Annotated in this window: 12 protein-coding genes; 9 read left to right on the forward strand and 3 right to left on the reverse strand. The window is 36.4% G+C overall.

Features of this window, described 5'->3' with window-relative positions:
* The first annotated feature begins 52 nt into the window (after window positions 1-52).
* The 5 genes from QL232_RS03365 (at window position 53) to QL232_RS03385 (ending at window position 10801) form a co-directional block, all read left to right on the forward strand.
* Window positions 53-1495, forward strand: coding sequence for an arylsulfatase (locus tag QL232_RS03365; RefSeq protein ID WP_281613080.1), 1443 nt, complete (start codon window positions 53-55; stop codon window positions 1493-1495).
* On the forward strand, window positions 1496-3379 hold the full coding sequence (locus QL232_RS03370) for a sulfatase (RefSeq protein WP_281613081.1): 1884 nt from the start codon (window positions 1496-1498) through the stop codon (window positions 3377-3379). It abuts the gene before it with no gap.
* A gap of 4 nt (window positions 3380-3383) precedes the next feature.
* Window positions 3384-6077, forward strand: coding sequence for a sugar-binding domain-containing protein (locus QL232_RS03375; protein WP_281613082.1), 2694 nt, complete (start codon window positions 3384-3386; stop codon window positions 6075-6077).
* A 452-nt stretch (window positions 6078-6529) separates the two neighbouring features.
* Window positions 6530-9115, forward strand: a complete 2586-nt coding sequence (locus tag QL232_RS03380) for a family 78 glycoside hydrolase catalytic domain (RefSeq protein WP_281613083.1) — start codon at window positions 6530-6532, stop codon at window positions 9113-9115.
* Between the two features lie 39 nt (window positions 9116-9154).
* Complete coding sequence (locus QL232_RS03385) at window positions 9155-10801, forward strand: sulfatase (protein WP_281613084.1); 1647 nt, start codon at window positions 9155-9157, stop codon at window positions 10799-10801.
* A 65-nt stretch (window positions 10802-10866) separates the two neighbouring features.
* On the opposite strand, the gene QL232_RS03390 is transcribed toward QL232_RS03385, so the two are convergent.
* Complete coding sequence (locus QL232_RS03390; protein ID WP_281613085.1) at window positions 10867-11751, reverse strand: catalase family peroxidase; 885 nt, start codon at window positions 11749-11751, stop codon at window positions 10867-10869.
* 265 nt (window positions 11752-12016) lie between these two features.
* Here QL232_RS03390 and QL232_RS03395 point away from each other — a divergent pair, with 265 nt between their 5' ends.
* Complete coding sequence (locus tag QL232_RS03395) at window positions 12017-12850, forward strand: Cof-type HAD-IIB family hydrolase (protein WP_281613086.1); 834 nt, start codon at window positions 12017-12019, stop codon at window positions 12848-12850.
* 70 nt (window positions 12851-12920) lie between these two features.
* On the opposite strand, the gene glsA is transcribed toward QL232_RS03395, so the two are convergent.
* A complete protein-coding gene (glsA, locus tag QL232_RS03400; protein ID WP_281613087.1) occupies window positions 12921-13988 on the reverse strand; it encodes a glutaminase A in 1068 nt (355 codons plus the stop codon).
* Window positions 13989-14255: 267 nt separating this feature from the next.
* Window positions 14256-15050: a hypothetical protein gene (locus QL232_RS03405; protein ID WP_281613088.1), complete on the reverse strand. Its 795-nt coding sequence runs from the start codon at window positions 15048-15050 to the stop codon at window positions 14256-14258.
* Between the two features lie 337 nt (window positions 15051-15387).
* Between QL232_RS03405 and QL232_RS03410 the strand changes: the two genes are divergently transcribed.
* From QL232_RS03410 to QL232_RS03420, 3 genes are all read left to right on the forward strand, one after another.
* Window positions 15388-16770, forward strand: a complete 1383-nt coding sequence (locus tag QL232_RS03410; protein ID WP_281613089.1) for a TolC family protein — start codon at window positions 15388-15390, stop codon at window positions 16768-16770.
* Between the two features lie 117 nt (window positions 16771-16887).
* Window positions 16888-17982: an efflux RND transporter periplasmic adaptor subunit gene (locus QL232_RS03415; protein WP_281613090.1), complete on the forward strand. Its 1095-nt coding sequence runs from the start codon at window positions 16888-16890 to the stop codon at window positions 17980-17982.
* A gap of 82 nt (window positions 17983-18064) precedes the next feature.
* Entirely contained in the window at window positions 18065-21223 is a 3159-nt protein-coding gene (locus QL232_RS03420; protein ID WP_281613091.1) for a multidrug efflux RND transporter permease subunit, read from the forward strand.
* Window positions 21224-21310: the final 87 nt, after the last annotated feature.

Consider the following 21310-nt stretch of genomic DNA (forward strand, 5'->3'; position numbering starts at 1 on the left):
ATTGTTCCTCTTTTCTACTTTTAATGAATGATTACTTATACCAACTAACAGTATGAAATATATTTTGACTGCAATATTTCTGACGACTTTTATTATAGGTGTATCTACCCAAAGTTATGGTCAGAAAAGAAAACCTAATGTAATTTATATCTTATGTGATGACTTAGGATATGGTGAAGTTGGTTACAACGGACAGCAAAAAATACAAACTCCCGAACTGGATAAACTCGCCAATTCAGGGATGATATTCACCGATCATTATTGCGGGAATGCCGTTTGTGCACCTAGTAGAGCCTCATTAATGACAGGTAAGCATCCTGGACATGCATACATTAGAGCCAACAGCCCAGGTTACCCTAAAGGACAAACGCCAATAAAAGAAGATGCCGAAACATTAGGAAAGCTGATGAAGAGAGCTGGATACAGTACGGCATGTATTGGTAAATGGGGTTTGGGTAGTTTCCATGATTCAGGTAACCCCAATGATCAAGGTTTTGACCTTTTTTATGGTTATACTGATCAACGAAAAGCACACAATTATTATCCTGAATATTTATGGTTAAATGGTGAAAAACAGATGTTGGATAATGGTAAAGGCAAGCAAAATGATTACAGCCATGACCTGTTTACAGCAAAAGCCATCAATTATATCAAAGAGAAAAAAGACGAACCGTTTTTCTTATACCTCGCTTATACTATTCCTCATGTAAAATGGCAGGTGCCAGATTTGGCTCAATACAAAGAGAAAGATTGGCCAGAAAGAATGAAGATTCAAGCAGCTATGGTATCAAGAATGAGTAAAGATGTAGGTGCGATCATCAATCTTTTGGAAGAGTTGGGCATCGACAAAAATACACTTGTGATGTTTAACAGCGACAATGGTGCACATGGAAAAGGGGGAACAACAGAATTCTTTAAAACTTCTGGGGATTTAAGAGGTATAAAACGATCAATGTATGACGGAGGAGTACGTTCCCCAATGTTTGCTTATTGGCCTGGAAAAATCAAAGCAGGATCAACGAGTGATCACATTTCTGCATTTTGGGATGTCTTACCTACTTTATCGGACATCACCAATGAACCTTTGAAAGGAGAAACGGATGGTATTTCTATGCTGCCAACGCTTTTAGGTAAAGACAAAAAGCAAAAACAACATAAATATTTGTATTGGGAGCTTTACGAAGGAAAACCAAATTGTGCTGTGCGATACGGAAAATGGAAAGCCGTTGTTACAGACAGAAGAAAAGGATTGAATATAGAATTATATGATGTGAAAGCGGATGAAGGGGAAGGAAAAAATGTGGCAACAGAATATCCAGATGTTGTAAAAGAAATTGCTTTGATGATGAAAGACGCTCACATCAAAAGTCCTTATTGGGACAAAGATTTTAAACCGTTGTTTAATGCAGCCGCAGCTTGTGAATTTAATGGTGTAGAAGTAGACGAATCCACCATTTGGCCGAAACCTAAACAGAAATCAAAAAACTTAAAATAGATGAAGACATTAATTAAATCACTATTCACTTTTTTATGCGTAATGAGTGGATGGTCTTCATTCGGGCAAGATAAACCAAACATTATCTGGATATATGCTGAAGATACCTCACCTTGGATGGGGTGTTACGGTGATGAAATCAATAAAGATGCAACACCTAACATTGATAGAATTGCTAATAGCGGTGTGCGTTTCAATAGAGCTTATGTACCCGCCCCTGTTTGTTCGGCAACAAGATCAGCCATGATGGTCGGTCAAAGTGCCATTCGTTTTGGAGGTCAGGAACATAGATCATCTAGAAAGGAAGAGACTAGAATCTACTTACCAGAAGGATATAAATTGCTGCCTCAGATCATGAAGGAAAACGGGTACGTTACATACAATCATGGTAAGACAGATTACAATTATGCTTGGGATAAGGAAATGTATACAACTCAACTCAAGAAAAAAGTAGATTTCTCTGAGTTGGTAAATCAGCAACCGTTCTTTGGTCAAATTCAGACAAAAGGTGGTAAAAACAATACGACAAAGTTTCCTCAAAATAGAAAAGTAAATCCATCGGAAGTTACTGTTGCTGCAGATTATCCAAACAATGAAGTATTCCAGAAATGGTTTGCTCAGCATTATGATGCTATACGTAAAGATGACTACTTGATTGGTGAAATTTTAAAAGGATTAAAAGAAGCAGGATTAGATAAAAATACGATTGTCGTTTATTTCTCTGATCATGGTGCAAACAACCTTTTGAGACATAAACAAATGACAACGGAAGGGGGACTACATGTTCCTTTTATGGTGATGGGACCTGAACAATACGTACCAAAAGGAGAAGTAAGAAACGACTTGGTGAGTATGCTAGATTTAACAGCAACAACCTTGGCTTGGGCAGGTATCACACAGCCTGAATGGTACGAAGGACAAAACCTTTTTGCCAAAGAATTTACCCCTAGAACAGTAGTAGGAGGTCATAAAGACCGTTTAGATCAGACTATCGATCAGGTGAGATCAATCAGAACAGAAGATTATAGATATGTGAGAAATTACCATTTGGATAGAATCTTTTTACAACCTCAATACAGAGATAAAAAAGAGTACACTAAGAATATTCGAGCACTATATGCTAATGGTGAATTGTCTCAACTTCACAAAGACATTTATTTTGGAGAGCGCCAACCTGAGGAATTGTACAATGTCACTAAAGACCCTGAAATGATTCACAATTTGGCCAATGACCTAAAGTTCAAAAAAGAGCTTAAAAAGCACCGTAAATTAATGGACGAATGGTTAGCAAAAGGCGATATGGGAGAAGGTGATGAGTCTATCGCTGAGCTAAAAGCTAACGGAGAAAATAAGCCTTGGGGAGAAGGGATGAACCCTGAATATGAGGTATACAGAGATGATTCGGACGGTGATGGTATTTCTGATAAATTGGAAACTCTATTGAAAAGGGATCCAAAAGACGGTCTTCTACTTTTCACTTTTGATAACGGGGGATGGCAGACTGAAGGTTGGAATTCTGATGATATCTCTTCGAACCTTGCAGGTTATTTAGGCTATCTTGATTTTACATTGGATAAGAAAGAAGGTAGCATCACAAGAGATGGTTTGAAAGTAACGGCTTCTAAAAAAGACCAATCCTATGATATTAAATTAAAAGCTGACCACCCTTTAGAGGTGATTCTTTTGGCAAATAATCAAGTCATTGGAATGAAACATTTATCAAAAGAGAATACTACACAAACATTATCATTCAAACTGGATAATGCAAAATGGGAAGGTGAAATCAATTCATTGACTGTAGTATTTAAAGGTAAAAAAGGAACTACCATCGAGATGGATTTTATGTCTGTAAAAAGAGAGTCATCATCTGCCTTAACGAATTAATATTATGGATTTCAGAAAGCACTTATTAAAGATACTACTCCTACTTTTTGGTCTTCAGTTATCAGCTTATGGACAAGAATTTTCAACGGCAGGGTTCTATCAAACAGACCCAAAAGTTAGAGAGGCCATCAACTTTAATGTAGGTTGGCGTTTTGTAAAACAAGATGTAGAAGGAGCCGAAGCGAAAGATTTTGACGATAGTAATTGGAAGGTAGTCAACTTGCCAGATGGGATGGAATTGTTACCTCTTAATGCTAGTGGTGGTGTAAATTATCAAGGCCCATCTTGGTACAGAAAACATTTTACACCGGATGAGCAACTGAAAGGCAAAAAAGTGATGATACACTTTGAGGGTATCATGGGGAAATCAAAAATCTGGATCAATGGTCAGTTGGTACGTGAAAATTTTGGTAGTTATTATCCCATTCATGTAGACCTTTCTGATTATCTAAAATTTGGCGAAGAAAATGTCATTGCAGTTCGACCAGACAATAGTAACGATCATAGCTATCCTCCTGGGAAACCTCAAGAAACATTAGATTTTACTTACTTTGGAGGTATTTATAGAGACGTATGGCTTATTACTCATAATGAAGTTTATGTGACACATCCGCTTGCTGTAGATAAAGTAGCTGGAGGTGGTGTATTCGTTCATTTTGATGACCTAACAGAAGAATCTGTAAAGGTTTTTGTTGATGTAGATATTGCCAATGAAGGGATAGCAAAAGACCTTCAAGTACATCTTTCATTAAAAGATAAAGCAGGAAATGAAGTCGCAAAACTGAAAGAAAAGGTTAACATTTCATCGGATGATTCAGAGCAGTTAAAAATGAGTTTTACGGTGAAAAATCCTAAGTTATGGTCGCCTAATCATCCACATTTGCATCACCTTTATGTGACAATAAAAGACAAAAAAGGTAATGTATTGGACACCTTCAGAAATAGAGTAGGTATTCGTACTATCGAATTGAAAGGATCTGAAGGACTTTTCTTAAATGGCAAGAAATATCCTAAATTATTGGGAGCAAACAGACATCAAGATTTTGCCCATATTGGCCATGCTTTACCCAATACTCTGCATTATAGAGATGCTTTGAAATTGCGTCAGGTGGGAATGAATGTCATCCGTTCAGCTCACTATATTCAAGACCCAGCCTTTATGGATGCTTGTGATGAGCTTGGAATGTTCTTGGTTGCAGCCATTCCAGGTTGGCAATATTGGAATAAAAAGGAACCAATTTTCCAAGAGCGTATGTTGAAAGACGTTCGTAATATGGTGCGTTTAGAAAGAAATAGACCCTCTATTTTATTGTGGGAAGTCGTTCCTAATGAAACACATTTTCCAGAAGAGTATGCTATAAAAGCCACTCAGTTTACAAAAGAAGAATACCCATATCCAGGTAAATATACGGTTACTGATGCTCGAACACACCGTTCGAAAGCACAGAAATACTTCGATGTTTTGTATGCCAATGACCAAGTGGAAGCACACAAACAGAAATCCATTTTTAAAAGAGAATGGGGCGATTTTGTAGACAATTGGGTTGACCATAACTCTGTCAGTCGAGTAGCTAAGCAATGGGGTGAAGCACCTCAGGTAAAACAGGCCATGCATTATTTTAAAGAAGAATGGATGGAAGATGGAGAACTACAAGAATGGCCGTCTATGACGATGATTTACGGAGCAAGTGAATCACTATTCGGAGCCACATTATGGCATTCATTTGATCATCAAAGAGGGTATCACCCCGATCCATTTTGGGGTGGAATTATGGATGCATACCGTCAACCAAAGTTCTCATATTATCTATTCAAATCACTTTTACCAACAAGCGGATTAGAAGATGTTCCTCATGTAGATGCAGAACCATTTGTTTACATCGCACACCTGATGACACCATTTTCACCGAAAGATGTAGTAGTTTTTACCAATTGCGATGAAGTGAAACTGACCATGTATGGAGAAGAAATTGGTATCAAAAAATCAACAGCCCCCAACAGTCCAGTACCCAGAGTTCCAGTTGTTTTCACAGATGTCTTCAAGAAAATTGATGCAAGAAATAAAAACAAAAAAGGCTATGGAAAGATTGATCAGAAATGGGTAGAAAGTGCTGTGATGAAAGCTGAAGGTATAATTGATGGAGAAGTAGTAACTGAACACAGCCGTTGGCCGGCCGGAAGAAAAAGACGTCTCCTCTTAAAAGTAGACGATATGGGCATTACCCCACAGGCAGACGGTAGCGATATTACAACTGTAGTAGCCTATTTAGTAGATGCAGGTGGTGCCATTAAAAGACTAAGTGATGAATATGTCCGCTTCACTGTTGAGGGCGAAGGAGAATTGATCGGAGGAGTAAACAATGAAATCAACCCTCAAAAATTACTTTGGGGAGAAGCAGTTGCTCTAGTAAAATCTTCTACCAACCCAGGTAAAGTGAAGGTAAGAGCAGAGGTACTAAAAGACGGAATTAATGCACCTAGTTTTGCAGAAATTGAATTCAATACCGTTGGTCCACAGCATCAATTACACTACACTGAACTACCTCAAAAAGAACAAGAATATATCCCAGCACCTCTACTTGTAAATGAAAGCGAGGAAATGAAAAAACTCCGTGTTGAATTACAAGAAGCAAAAAAACAACTTCAAGAATACAAACTGAATGAAGTAGGGAAGCAGCAAGATACTTTTATTGAGTAGGTCATTCAATTCTTCTATTTATGAAATAGTATGGAAAGCAATTTAGGACTTATAGTAATGGGATCTTTTATAGGCGAGACCATCAATAAGTATTTTTATTGCCAATACTAACCCTATTTTGACTGAAAAATAAAGAACCAATTGGGGATATATCAATATTTATCCAAATAGCTTTATTTTTAAATTATATAGTAAAAACAGCAACTATATAGTGATTTTTGTAAATACTAAAAGACCTTACATTGTACCGATAACCAACAGTGTATTCGGTAGGATAAGATCAAGATTGTATTACTTTTGTAATAAGCAATTACTTATTTTTTGAAATGAAATGATTGAAATAAAGATAACTCAATGTCGTCTTTATGAAATTGATAAGAGTGCTTATATGGTAATGAAATGTGACTTCAAAAATCAATTCAATAGAAAACAGAGATTAATTAACTAACAAAATGATAGGAGCAAAGAAAATATCAGTAGCCTTGTTATGTGCATTGCCTTTTTTTAGTTGGGCACAAACATCGGACTTAGATAATGGTATTACCGGTCATTGGGAAGAATCTTATGCCCCTCAAAAACAAGATTGGCAGGCCTATTGGATTTGGAACACTGATGATGGAAAAGAAGAAACAAAGCAACACAAAGTTTTGTTTAGAAAGTCTTTCCAACTTTCAGAAATACCTGCTGATGCTATATTAAAAATAACAGCGTCCTCTTTGTATAAGCTCTATATTAATGGTGAGTACATCAATAGAGGTCCAGCAAGGTCAGCTCCTCATCATCAATCATATGATGTGTTAGATATTAAATCAGCTTTACAAACCGGTAAAAATGTAATAGCGGTGGAAGCACACTACCAACAAGGAGAAAATGCATACCACTTGAAAGGTAGAGGTGGGTTTCTAGCAGAACTGTCTATCGGTGATCAATTGATTTCAACGGATAATACATGGAAAGTTGCAGTAGATAAAACTTGGAATAATGAGGCTCCAAGAATCAACCGTTTTCAATTGGTGGTTACAGATCAGGTAGATTTGAGAAATAAAGAAGAAGCCTGGAATCAACTAGATTTTGATGATTCGAAATGGTCTTCTGCAGTGGGATTACAAAGGAATTCTGGTTGGCCCTCTGCACAAAAGAATGCAAAACCAAGAGCAATCACAACCCCATGGACCAACTTAGAACAAAGACATATACCCTATCTTATTGAGCAAGATGTAAAAGCAACATCACTTATTGATGCCGAATATGTTGATAGCTATTTTACCTCTGAAGAAAAATGGGATAGAAAAGTGAAGCTGAAACGTTCTGTGCTTTCAAATATCAAAACTAAAAACTATCTAAAGGGTAAAGGTCCTTTGGTATTAGAAGTATCTGATCAACCTTATTTATTGGTTTTCGATTTTGGAACTTTGCTTAACGGTATGCCAAAATTCGATATCGAAGGAGAGGCAGGCACAAAGGTAGAAGTGGTAGGTATTCCTTATATGGTTGATGATCAGTTTACTTGCAAAGTAGTTGATTCTCGTTTAGTAGATGAGGTAATATTATCCGGAAAGAGAGAGCAATGGGAGGCCCAATATTTTAAACCTACTCGATATTTGGCGATGGTTATTCATCCTCAAAAAAATCCTGTAAAAATATATGATTTCTCCCTGCACCAAATTAAATATCCTTTTGCTACAGATGGAGATATCAGTTCAACAACTGCAGATTGGGTGAAAGCATATACTGAAGCTACAGAAGAAACAATAGATGTGTGTACTACCGACGGATATACTGACAATTATCGAGAACGTAGACAGTATGCTCAGACAGGGTATTATGGTGCAATGGGTAACTATTGGACATTCGGAGACTATGCATTACAAGCAGCAAAACTTGTTCAAGTAGCTCAAGAAGCAGAATCCAATGGACTATTTCCTGCTTATGGGCCATTACTGAATAATGATTTTATGGTGATCTTAGACTCCGATATTTTGTGGGTCAGAAGTTTACATAATTACTTACTTTATTCAGGAGATCAGGAAACAGTAGAAATGTTGATGCCAGCAGCTCAAAAATTAATGAACCTGTTGGAAACGTATACCAATTCTGATGGTTTGATTGACAACCCTGCATACGCCTATTGGTTAGATCATGCTAAAAATGATAGAAGAGGTGCGAATCTAAACTTAAACGGCCATTATATTGGTGCACTTCAGGATTTTGCAGAAATTCTATCATGGATGGGTCAAGAAGGTGGTGAAAAATATATTCAACAGGCCAATAAGGCAAAACAGGTCATCCAAGACAAATTTTGGAACGAACAGAAAGGATTATTTGCCGATGCTTTAATTGATGGACAACAATCCAATCAGTTTAGTGAGCATGCACAAGCAATGGTACTGACTTTTGGAATTGCAACAGATCAACAGGCGGAAAAGCTGATTCCACAACTACTTAAAAAGGATAAGTTGAATTATGTAAAAAGAGACAACGGCATGTTTATGGTGACTCCGGCAATGTCTTATTTTTTACATAAAGGATTGGCGAATTATGGTTTTATCGATGAATCTTTTGAGCTATTCAGAAGAAGATTTGATGAAATGTTGGCCCCTGAAATGAACGGGACTCTATGGGAAGAATGGTGGAGAGATGCTTCAGGAAGATTTGGCAAAAAAGGTATGATTGGTAGAACGAGGTCTGATGCTCAAACAGAAAGTGCTTTTGCAACAGCTTTATTCGCAGAATATCTAGTGGGTATCCAACCAACAAAACCCGGAATGGCGGAATTGGTATTGGCAAAAACGAAGGCCTCAATAGAAGATATCTCTGCTACAATTCCTACTCCACAAGGGATGCTGAAAATTAATTGGAAAGTGAAAGGAGGCGTAACCACTTTAGAGGTGGAAGTGCCAAAAGGTACAACGATTAAGCTGGATCAAAAATCATTGGGTTCCCAAGTGGAAATCAATGGCAAAAAACAAGGTAATAAAGAAAACTATGTTCTTTTGGAAGAAGGTAAATACCAAGTTTCGTCTTCAAAAGAGATGTAGAATTCAATAAAGAAAAATCACAAAGTAGAAAATATAATTATGAAGAAGTTATTCGTTACTCTTCTTTCAGTACTGGCCATAAATAGTTATTGCAGTGCTCAAAATACGCAAGACAAACCCAACGTATTGTTCATTATTGTGGATGATCTAAACGACTTTGAAGGTAAATTCGGAGGGCATCCACAAGCGAAGACACCAAATATTGATAAGTTGGCAGATTCTGGTGTTACCTTCAATAATGCACAAACCAATGTGCCTGTTTGTCAGCCTGCAAGAAATAGCCTATTTACAGGTGTCTACCCTCATGATTCTAGAGACTTTGGTTGGACACCCCGTAAGCAACAATATGTAGTAAAGAACAATAAAACGCTTTTCGAATTATTTAGAGAAAATGGATATGCGTTATATGGTTCAGGAAAATTACTACATAAAAATGATAAAAAACTATGGGATGAATGGGGGGTACCTGAACGTATTAATTATGGACCACATGCTTTTAATGGAGAAAAAATCATACCTCACCCATCAGTACCAGAGCCATTTAGAAGTATAAATATCGTAGATGGTTCTTTTGCGAGATTATCAGATGTACCACAATTTGATAGTACGAAAACAACATTAAATCCGGGTTGGGGTTACCCGAAGAAAGAGTTCAGATATGTCAATGATGAAGACAGAGATCTTTTTCCGGATGAGCAGCATGCGAATTGGGCAGTAGAAAAAATAAAGGAATTAGAGAAGAGTGGATCAAATGAACCTTTCTTTATGGGTATTGGTTTTGTAAAGCCTCATACCCCTTTGTATGCTCCTGATAAGTATTTTGATATGTTCCCTTTAGAAGACTTGAAATTACCGGTCATCAAAAAGGGAGATGCTGACGATAGCTTCTTTAAAGACAACTACCCGATGTCTCAAATGGGATTGAAATATTATAAGGCCTTGTGTGATTCTTATGAAGATGACGAAGAAGGTTTAAGAAAAGTGATTCAGGCCTACTTAGCTTGTATAGCCTTTATGGATGATCAAGTAGGTAAAGTGATGGATGCCTTAGATCAATCAAAATTTGCAGAAAATACGATAGTAGTTTTTACTGCCGATCATGGTTGGAACTTTGGAGAGAAGGACTACTTATATAAAAATTCACCTTGGGAAGAATCGGCAAGAATCCCAATGATTGTTCGTTATCCTAAATCACAAAAAACAGGTAGTGAGGTAGATCAGCCGGTTTCATTAATTGATATTTATCCTACATTACAAGATATGTGTCAATTAGAAGGAAGTACTAAATTAAATGATAATGCAGCAGCACTTGGCGGATATTCTTTTGCTCCTTTTATGACAGATAAAAATGCAACTTGGGAAGGACCTGAAGGTGCTCTTACAGTAATGGGGGTAGGTATTTCAGAACCTATCGAAGGACTAGCAGTATCTACGAACCCTCAAGCTTTATGGCATATCAAAGTGCTAAAAGATCTTGGCCAAGAATTTATTTTACAGCAGACTTATTCGTACAGGACGAAAGATTTCAGATACATTCGCTACAAAGACGGGCAAGAAGAACTATATGACCACCGTAAAGATCCATACGAATGGAAAAATGTAGAGGCAAAGAAATCTTATGCTAAGGTTAAAGCGGAACTGAAAAGACAAATGTTTGATATTATTGGGGTTAGTGCACCGCAATAAATAATAAAAAAGAGTTAGTGGTTAGATATAAATGTCTAATCACTAACTCTTAAAATCTATATGTCCTATTGTCTATTTTCTTTTGAAATAGGATAAGTTTTATCTCTGATTTTGACCATTGGATCCGCTGCTTCAATACCTTCTACAAGGTTGCCAGGTAAGAACATCAAGTTTTTATCTGTGGCTTCTTCGGTATTTACTTCATTAATTTTTAAGAGACCTAACTCTACAATTTCATTGTGATCACTCCAAACCACTGTAGGGTTATCAATCACATCATTATCATTAGCCAATTGCAAAACGAGTCTCAAGTTGATTGTTTTGTTTGCGACCCTATCACTAATTTCATTCATTAGGAAATTATTAGCTAAAGCTTTTACTTGATCCTCCGGATAATATTCTTCTACCTCAGGTAGAACCTGATATCTACCAAATCGAACAACTCCATCTTTATTGATAAACTTAAATGCATTAACCCCATAGTAAGGTAATGTTGCGAAACTCTTTGGCATTGGTTTGTGTGCTGTAAGAAATGCCTTCGCAGTGGAGTGCTGTTCTAGATAATCGTTTAAGGTATCTCCACCTTGACCCAAAGCCATTAATAAGTTTCTAAAATCTAAGGCTGTTGGTGAGGGAAAACCATTAAAAGAATGACAAACAATATCTGTACTTTCTTCGTTGGCTAGATGAAATTTTATACCTAAACCTTTGGGGTTAGACATTTCATCGTTATCTGGAATTGTTGGTACACCTGCAAAGTTAGAAAAACGTATCGTTATCGGACTAGGTTCTTCTTGTAAGTGTATCGCCTTTGTAATGTTTTGAGCTGATGAACTCGGTTGAAAAGATCCTGTTAATATAATGCCTTTTGCATGTACAGCCCTAGCTTTATGCTTTCCAAATACACCGTTTAATGATTGGACTAATTGAGAAGGTAAGTTATTTTCCATAATGTTTTAAGGGAATGATTGTGTGTGATATAAAAGATATTCTTATCCTTTTTTAACGGTATTCCCTATCAGCATTTATGTTATTATTAGCTGATTCTATACAAGGATCTTATCAATTTTTGCTTGTAGCAATACCTTTTTCTATTCAAAAGAGCCTCTATATAAGATTAATAACGAATTTTTGAATCTGTTAATAGTAGTTCTGAGAAAATAATCGTAATAATGCATGTTTTTATAAAAGCGGTTGTGAATTAACAAACTAAATATGTACTTAGGTTATAAAATGTTGGTCCTAGATATGGACGATACTCTCTTAAACGACGATCATATAATATCTGAGAGAAATAAAGAAATGCTCATGAAAGCACAGGAGGAAGGCATTAAAGTCGTATTGGCTTCAGGTAGACCTACTCCAGCTATGTTATCGTTTGCTAGAGAATTAGAATTAGACAGATTTGGCTCTTATATCATTTCCTACAATGGAGGGACATTGATTGATATGGCTGATGAAAGTGTTGTGTTCTCACAAAGTTTATCAGTAAATAATATCCATACATTGTATGATTTTGCCAATGAGAATAATGTAGATATCATTACTTATTCTGCAGATAGTATTATCAGTGAGTCGCACTCAAAATATATTCAAGTAGAATTGGATATTACTAAAATGAGTTTCGACCAAGTGACGGACTTCAAAGGTGCAGTAGACTTTGAACCGATCAAATGTATTATGTTGGAAGAACCTTCAAAATTACAGGAGGTGAAACCAATATTAGAAAGTAAATTCCCAGAACTTAGTGTTTCTTTCTCCAAGCCGTTCTTCTTGGAAGTTACACAAACAGGAATTGATAAGGCAGCAACGCTATCTAAATTAGCAGAAATTACAGGAATCAAGAGAGAAGAAATCATTGCCGTGGGTAATGCTGGAAACGACCTTTCTATGGTAGAATATGCTGGTTTAGGTGTTTGGGTTGACAATGTAACAGAAGAATTACGTCATAAAGCAGATGTTATTGTTGCCTCAAACAATGATGACGGAGTAGCGGAAGTCGTAGAGAAATACCTATTGAAGCAAGAAATGAGTTTAGAAGTACTCTAATAAAAAAGGAGTCAGGGATTAATCAAATATCCCTGACTCCTTTGTTTTTACATATATATTATTTCCTTTTTTATTTAGGCTCAACTAAATAAGGATTAACACCTAGCTTCTCGATAATATAATGGATAGCAAGTTTTGCTTTCACACTATTACCCGCTTCGTCTAATGGAGGAGCGATGGCAGCAATTCCGAATTTTCCTGGAACGACAGCAACAATACCTCCACCTACACCACTTTTGGCAGGGATACCTGTATAGAATAACCATTTACCTGCATCATCATATAAACCTGACGTTGCCATCACAGAAAGTGCATGTTGAGTAGCATCGGGTAAAATCACTACTTCATGAGATAAAGGGTTAGTACCTCCATTTGCTAAGGTAGATCCCATTACTGCTAAATCTTTTGCATTAACACTTACGGCACATTGTTTCGTGTAGATATCTGTAGATTGTAGAGGATCAAAATACATTCTTCCATAAGAAAGTAATAACATAGAGATGGCCTGGTTTCTCTTATTATCATTCGCCTCGCTATTGTAAACGTTCCAATCGATATCAAGGTCTCTTCCTGCAAAGGAGTTTAATGTATTTCTGATGTTATACCATTTTTGAACAGAGTCTCTACCTGCCATTAAGGAAGTAGTAGCAATAGCACCAGGGTTTACCAATGGGTTAATTTTTTTTCCTTTTGAACGCTCTATGGCTGTGATGGAATTAAAAACCTCACCAGTAGGTTCAACGCCAACGGCATGAGCTATGCTATCCGCTCCGATTTCATCAATCACTTTTGCCATAATAAACGCTTTAGATACACTTTGGATGGAAACTTCATCGGTTACATCTCCGATAGAATACACTTTACCTTCTACAGTAACGATCACAATTCCGAAGAGATCTGACGGTACATTGGCTAATTCTTTTATGTAGTCGGCATTTTTGCCTTCCTCTACATCTTTATATTTATTATAAGCTTCATGTAAAGCAGCTTCAATGTTTTTCCCTTTTAGCTTTTGTGCCTGTGAAGGAGACACAATAAAGAAAGTTGAAATAAAGAAAAATAACGGTATGTATTTAGTAACTAATTGCATATTTCTTTTGGGATAATTAAAAAGTGATGGATATACGATCCTTTTCATTAAAACGCTAGTATTCAGTACATCAGATTATATATTTCGATTGTAAATATATAAAATTCGGCTATTTACAATTTAAACTTCTGTACAAGAGATTTTAGTATCAACATAAAAGCCCCTCTCCATATCATGAAGAGGGGCAGGTAGCTGTTTGTTAGTAGTAGTCCTTATTAAAAGGAAGGAATTTATGGTAACGAATCATCAAGCAGTACATCATTAAGCTGATTGAACAATTCATGCTGGTTTTAAATTAAGCTAAGTGTTAAAGGTTTATTGTATTCTTTCTGAAGTATGGAATGTAAATTCTTCACCATCGCTCTCGATTGTGATAGTCCCTTTATAATCTACATTAACTAAAGTGGCATCATAGTCTGTTCTATCACCATGTTCAAACTGTCTTTTAAAATATCTTACTTGATTATCGTCTGTCATAGCAAGGATATCAATTACTTTTTCACCGTTATTTTCATAGGCATTCACTTGTTCGTAAATTCTTAGTTTGGCATCCAACGTTTCTTGATGAGTATCATGTTTTGTATGACCTAACCATTGGTTGATAGCTTTTTGGTTGTTAGTGACTGCTTTTTTTCCGTAGTTATCCACTAACTGTTGTTCCTGAGCTTGTTGTCTACCTTTTAAAGCACTAACACTAGCCGTATATTTTTGATTATTTGTCGCCAATTGAGCATAATCACTGTTTTTACTATGATCTAATGAAGGTACTTTATTACCATAAACTTGATCAGGAGTTGCAGCTTTTTGCGGAGCAACTACTTTTTGTTGTTCAGGAACCGGATAATCATTGGTTTCTTTGGTAGGTTGTTGTGCAACATTAGTATTTTTTTGATCAGTATCTTTGGCTTCCGTTGTACTTGCTACATGGTGTGTTGTAACAAAATTCTTAGTACTATCTTTTTCAGAATTAGTATTGTTTTGATTCTTGTTATGATTAATGACTTGATGAGTATTTTTTGGAACTATCGGAGTAGGTTCATTATCATGTGAACAAGCAAACATTGTAGAAGCGATAACTAACGTAGCGATAGTAGTAGATAAATTTTTCATGATTGAAATATGTTTTGTAATTAAGAATGATAGTTAGTCTAACGCCGTTATTGATATCTAGATGTGTGTTTTTACAGTGCTTGACATTGGAGGGAAGAATGGTCATCAAATGGGAAAAATTGTTAACCAAATGGAGGTATTTTCTTAAAATTATTTAAAAATAACTGTAGAATATCATTATTTATAGAGAGTCTTCTAACACCTTTTAAGAATTGATTCTATCAGCATCCGATTTATTAATATCAAGATCTGACTTTGGAAGAGGGCTTTTCATGAAAATATGAAACGATGTTTCTAAAAGTGCGTTTGTGAAATCAAAATCTATTCAACGCGCATCATGAAAAATTATTTACTTCTGATCATTGGCATTTTAATGTCATCTCAAATATTCGCTCAATCTACTTTAGATTCTATTCCAGAAGAATGGTCTTCACCAATAGATAGTATTCAAACAGTAGAGGAAATAACAGGATGGTACAAGACATTTAACGATCCTATACTTAATGAGCTCATTCAAAAGACTGCTGAAAACAACCTTAATGTGGCTCAAGCAGTCAACCGAATTGAAAAAGGAAGAATTATGCATCAACAAAGTCAAGCAGGATATTTTCCTAGTATTGGCGTAGATGTATCGACAACATATAGTAACAACAACAGATTGGATGGTTTAACTCCAGATGATGTAGAAGACCAAGGCGATTGGTATTACAATGCAGGAGTTTCTATGAATTGGGAAATTGATGTTTTCGGAAGAATTCGAAAAGGGGCTAAGGCAGCAAAGTATTCCTACGAACAAGCTCAAGAAGATAAAAATGCCGTAATGGTGAGTATTTTATCAGAGGTGTCTACCGCTTACTTAAACCTTAGAATTTATCAGAACCAAATTCGAGTAGCTGAACAAAACGTCTTTTCTCAACAGAGAGCTTTAGATTTAGCTAGAGATCAATACCAATCAGGTACAAAGTCAAAACTTGCCGTTTTACAGTCTGAAGGAATTTTATTCCAAACACAGTCAACGATAAAAACCTTAGAAGCAAGAGTCGTTTCTCAAATCAATATGATTCAAGTGTTGATGGGTGAACTACCACAGGGGTTAAAGTCAGCATTAAGTCAGTATGCACCACTTCCAGATATCCCTCAGGAGTTGCAAACACTTTTACCCGCTCAAGTGATTCGTCAGCGTCCAGATGTTCGTTCTGCTGAGAAAAACATGATGAAACTTTCAGCTACTGTAGATATGGCTACCGCTCAACAATTACCTGTTATTGCCATTCAAGGTAAGGTAGGTTTTATTTCCAAAGAACCGGATGAGTGGTTTACTTCTGAATCGCTGAGTTATTTTATTGGGCCGAAATTGACATGGAATGTATTCTCAGGTTTCTATCAGAAAAGAGAGAAGCAGATTTCTAAAATAGAATGGCAGAATGCTCAAATCAAATATCAAAATACAGTATTAACGGCATTCAAAGAGGTAGAAAATAGCCTAATGAATATCAAACAGTTAAAAGAATCTGCGAATTGGATGGAACAATCTGTTTCTGCTACTTCAGAGGCGTTAGACATCTCATTGAACCAATACCAAGAAGGTCTAATTGATTATACACCTGTCTTGAATTCTCAACAAAACCTCCTAATGGTACAGAATCAGGATGTTGAGATTAAAGGAGATTTACTGATCCAAATCGTCAAGTTGTACCAATCTCTAGGAGGAAATCTATAAGAATATGATCGGAAACTATCATGATGTGACTTTAGAAATCAATATTAGTAACATCGTGATAGTTACATCGTTACAGAATATATACACTACAAATACTGAAAAAATTTATTCTCAATAATGAAAAAAATTCTCTCACTTATATTGATGGGCGCTGTTTTCACTTCATGTTACAAGAAGCCCGACTTATACCAGGCACCCAAGGTTCCTACGGTAAAAGTAAGTCATCCACACAAAGAAGAAATTGAACTTTATGATACGTATACTGGGTATACTGAAGCTTTAGGTAAAGTAACGATCGTTCCGAGGGTAACAGGAACATTAGAGCATCGTTATTTCGAACCCGGTGAAAAAGTTCGTAAAGGACAGGTATTGTTTACGTTGGAAAAAGAACCTTACTTATCTCAGTTAAACCAAGCGAAAGCCAAAGTGGAAAGAGCAAAGGCAGACCTTGAAATGAAAAAAGTAACTTACCAATCGTATGCAAAATTAGTCAATACAAGTGCTGTTTCTGAGTTAAAATACTTACAATCGAAAGCAAATGTAGATGAGGCGGAAGCTGGTTTACTAAATGCTATTGCTGATTTGGAAGCACAGAAGAACACTTATAGTTATACTAAAATCAAAGCTCCTATCTCAGGTACAATTTCCAACTACTATGTAGATAACGGAAACGTAGTAAAAGCAGAGTCTTCTACAGAGTTAGCGTATATCGTGAACAGCTCAAAGATGAACATTTTCTTTACAGTGCCTGCGACAAAATATTATGAATTACAAAAATTACATGAATCGTTAGATGGTATGTCAGTTGATGTACTTGCAGATGATAATGAAACGTTATTAGCAGAAGGTAAGGTTATTTATCATGATCCTAATGTTGATTTGAAATCGGGTTCGATTACTTTAAAAGCTCAAGTAGAAAATAAAGACGCTGTTTTGATTGATGGTACTTATGTTCGTATCAAATTGATCAAAAGAGAACATGAAAATGCAATGTTGATTCCTCAAGTGGCCATTGAAAGAGACCAAGTGGGACCATATGTATATACTGTAGAAAGTGATACGGTACGTCAGCATAGAGTAAAATTAGGTGAGGAAATTGGTGATCAGATTATTGTGAAATCTGGTGTTAAAGAATCGGACGATCTCATTGTATCAGGTATTCAGAGAGCAAGAGATGGGATTAAAGTAAATCCTGTAACTGCTTCAAAATAATAACTCATAAGAGAGAGTGTAGTTGAAAAAGACTACACTCTTATTTCAACCTACACATTCACACTATCAATCCTATTCAAAGATGCTTTCTCGGTTTTTTATTCGTCGACCAATATTTGCCGCTGTATTAGCGATTGCAATATTGATTATCGGTGGTCTGTCGATTGTAGAGCTGCCGATTGCACAGTATCCTCAAATTACCCCTCCAACAGTAGTTGTAAAAGGGTTATATCCAGGAGCTGATGCAACAACCATCGCCCAAACAGTGGGTGCTCCTCTAGAAGAAGCTATTAATGGCGTAGAGGGCATGATCTACATGTCATCTACAAGTAATAATGATGGTACTTATAGTTTAACCATTACTTTCGAGGTGGGTACAGATGTAAATATCGCCACTGTACTTGTGGAGAATAAGGTATCACAAGCCCTTCCTATGTTACCATCTATTGTACAACAATTGGGGGTGACAACAGAGAAAAAATCAACCAATATGGTAATTCTTGCCAGCTTATATGCTGACGAGGGATCAGGAATGGATTCCACTTTCCTAGTGAATTACGCAGATGCATATATTGCTGATGAGCTGCGAAGAATTGAAGGTGTGGGTGATGTATCCATCTTCGGTGTTGGAGATTATAGTATCCGTATCTGGCTTAACCCTAAAGCACTAGAAGATCATCATTTATCTGCTACAGATGTAATGAATGCAGTGAAGAACCAAAATGTAGAAACAGCTGCAGGACATGTTGGACAATCTCCAGAAGTGTCCAAACAAATCAACACTTTTGCTATAAACTTATACCCAGGCCGTTTAAAAACGGTAGAAGATTTTGAAAATATCATCGTACATACCAATTCAGATGGAGGAAGTGTCTTCTTAAAAGACGTTGCCCGAGTTGAATTAGGAGCACAACAGTATACCATGTCATTTAAAAGTACAGGTATGCCTGCAGGTGGTATCGGTGTTTATCAGTTGCCTGATGCCAATGCATTAGATGTGGCCGATGCACTTATTGAAAAACTAAATAGTCTAGAAGAAAAATTCCCAGAAGGATTACATTATAAAATTAACCTAGATACAACCACTTTCGTTAGAGCTTCAATCCATGAAGTAGTAGAAACATTGGTGATTGCAGTGATTCTGGTATTTGTTGTCATGTACATGTTCTTACAAAGTTGGAGAGCGACAATTATACCTTCTGTAACGATTCCTGTGGCATTGATTGGTGCTTTTGCAGCCATGTTAGCCTTCGGATTCTCCATCAATCTATTAACGTTATTCGGTATTGTGTTAGCCATTGGTATTGTAGTAGATGATGCCATTGTGGTAGTAGAAAACACCTCAAGGTACTTGGAGCAGGGGATGTCCTCTAAAGATGCAGCGATCGAGGCTATGAAAGAGGTAACAGGTCCTATCATTGCAACAACATTGGTGTTGATGTCGGTATTTATTCCTGCAGCAATGATGTCTGGCATAACAGGGGCATTGTATGAACAATTTGCTTTAACAATTGCCTTTTCAACCTTCTTTAGTGCCTTAAACGCACTTACTTTAACACCTGCTCTTTGTGCATTAATTCTTAGAAAAGAAGAGCCAAGTAATTTTATCGTAATGAGATATTTCAATAAGGGATATGATTACTTGGTCCATAAATATGAAAAAGGAGTAGTTTTCGCGATTCGTAAGTTTGTGATGTTCTTAATTATTTATGTAGCGATCACAGTACTTTCAGTGGGTGGTTACGGTATTTTGCCAGCTACATTTATACCTAATGAAGACCAAGGGTATATGTTGGTATCCGCTCAGCTTCCTGATGCTTCTTCTTTGAATAGAACATCAGAAGTTTCAACAAAACTTGATAGTGTTTTTACACATGTTGAAGGCGTTGATAACTGGGTATCAATTATTGGTTACTCAGTAATTGATGGGGCCACAGCATCCAATCAGATCACTGTCTTTGTAAGATTAAAAGATTGGGATGAAAGATTAGAAAACGGAAGAGACCTTTTAACCATTCTAAATGACATCAACGAACATGCCTATGCGATAGATGATGCAGTAATATTTTCTTTTATTCCTCCTGCAATTAATGGTTTGGGAGCATCTGGAGGTATTCAATTAGTACTTCAGGATAAAAAAGGAGATCAGTTTGGTAAGCTGCAGTCTGTCGGAGCCAAGTTTGCACAAAAGGCACAGGAAAGCGATACCTTCAAAGGAATTAACTCTACATTCAGAGCCAATATCCCCAATGTAAAAATCTTTATCGATGCCGAAAAGGCCATGATGTATCAGATTCCTCTCAATGAAATTTACGCTTCATTAAACTCAATTACAGGTGTTTCTTATGTCAATGATTTCTCTAAATGGGGTAGAACATACCAAGTGAATGTTCAAGGTGAAATGGAATACCGTAAGGTAGTAGACGATATCTATAAGATTAAAGTGAAAAACAAAAAAGGAGATTTGGTATCACTTGATAATATCGTTCAAACCCATTACTCATTTGCTCCCCAAGTAGTTACGAGATACAATATGTTTAATGCCAGTAATTTGATTGCTCAAGTAAGCCCGATACATAGTTCTGGTGATGGTATTGAGGAAATGAACAAATGGGTAAAAGAAGAATTAGACATCACCATGGATGCCGAATGGACCAATATGGCTTACCAGGAAATCAAAGCCGGATCGAATGTGGTATTCATCTTTGTAATGGCAATTTTGTTAGTATACCTTGTTCTGGCAGCACAATATGAATCTTGGTTAGATCCTTTTGCAGTAATTCTTGCCGTACCAATAGCCTTATTTGGAGCTGTATTATTTGTAGCTTATAAAGGGCAAATGAATAGCGTTTACATGCAAATTGGTGTTGTTCTATTGGTGGCACTATCTTCAAAAAACGCCATTCTTATTGTTGAGTTTGCAAGAGAGAATCTATCTAAAGGAATGTCGCTAAAAGAGGCCATTATTCATGCTTCAGTACTTCGTTTTAGACCTATCTTAATGACTTCCTTTGCCTTTATTCTCGGTGTATATCCATTAGTAATTGCAACCGGAGCTGGCGCCAATGCAAGACATGGTCTGGGTTCTACAGTATTTGGAGGGATGCTTTCATCCACCTTACTATCCATCTTCTTTACACCAGTTATCTATTATGCTTTGCATTATGTATTTAACAGGAAGAAACATAAAAGTAACGAAGATACAAATAATGTTAAACAAATAGAACAAGATAATAAATAACAGCGTTTCTTATAGTGTATTCATCTTATGGACACACTCTCAATTCGCTAATATTCAGTAGGTAGTTTACTATTTTCTGATTTATAT

Origin of the sequence: Flammeovirga sp. SubArs3 (genome assembly GCF_947387565.1) — a bacterium.
Taxonomy (GTDB): Bacteria; Bacteroidota; Bacteroidia; order Cytophagales; family Flammeovirgaceae; genus Flammeovirga; species Flammeovirga agarivorans.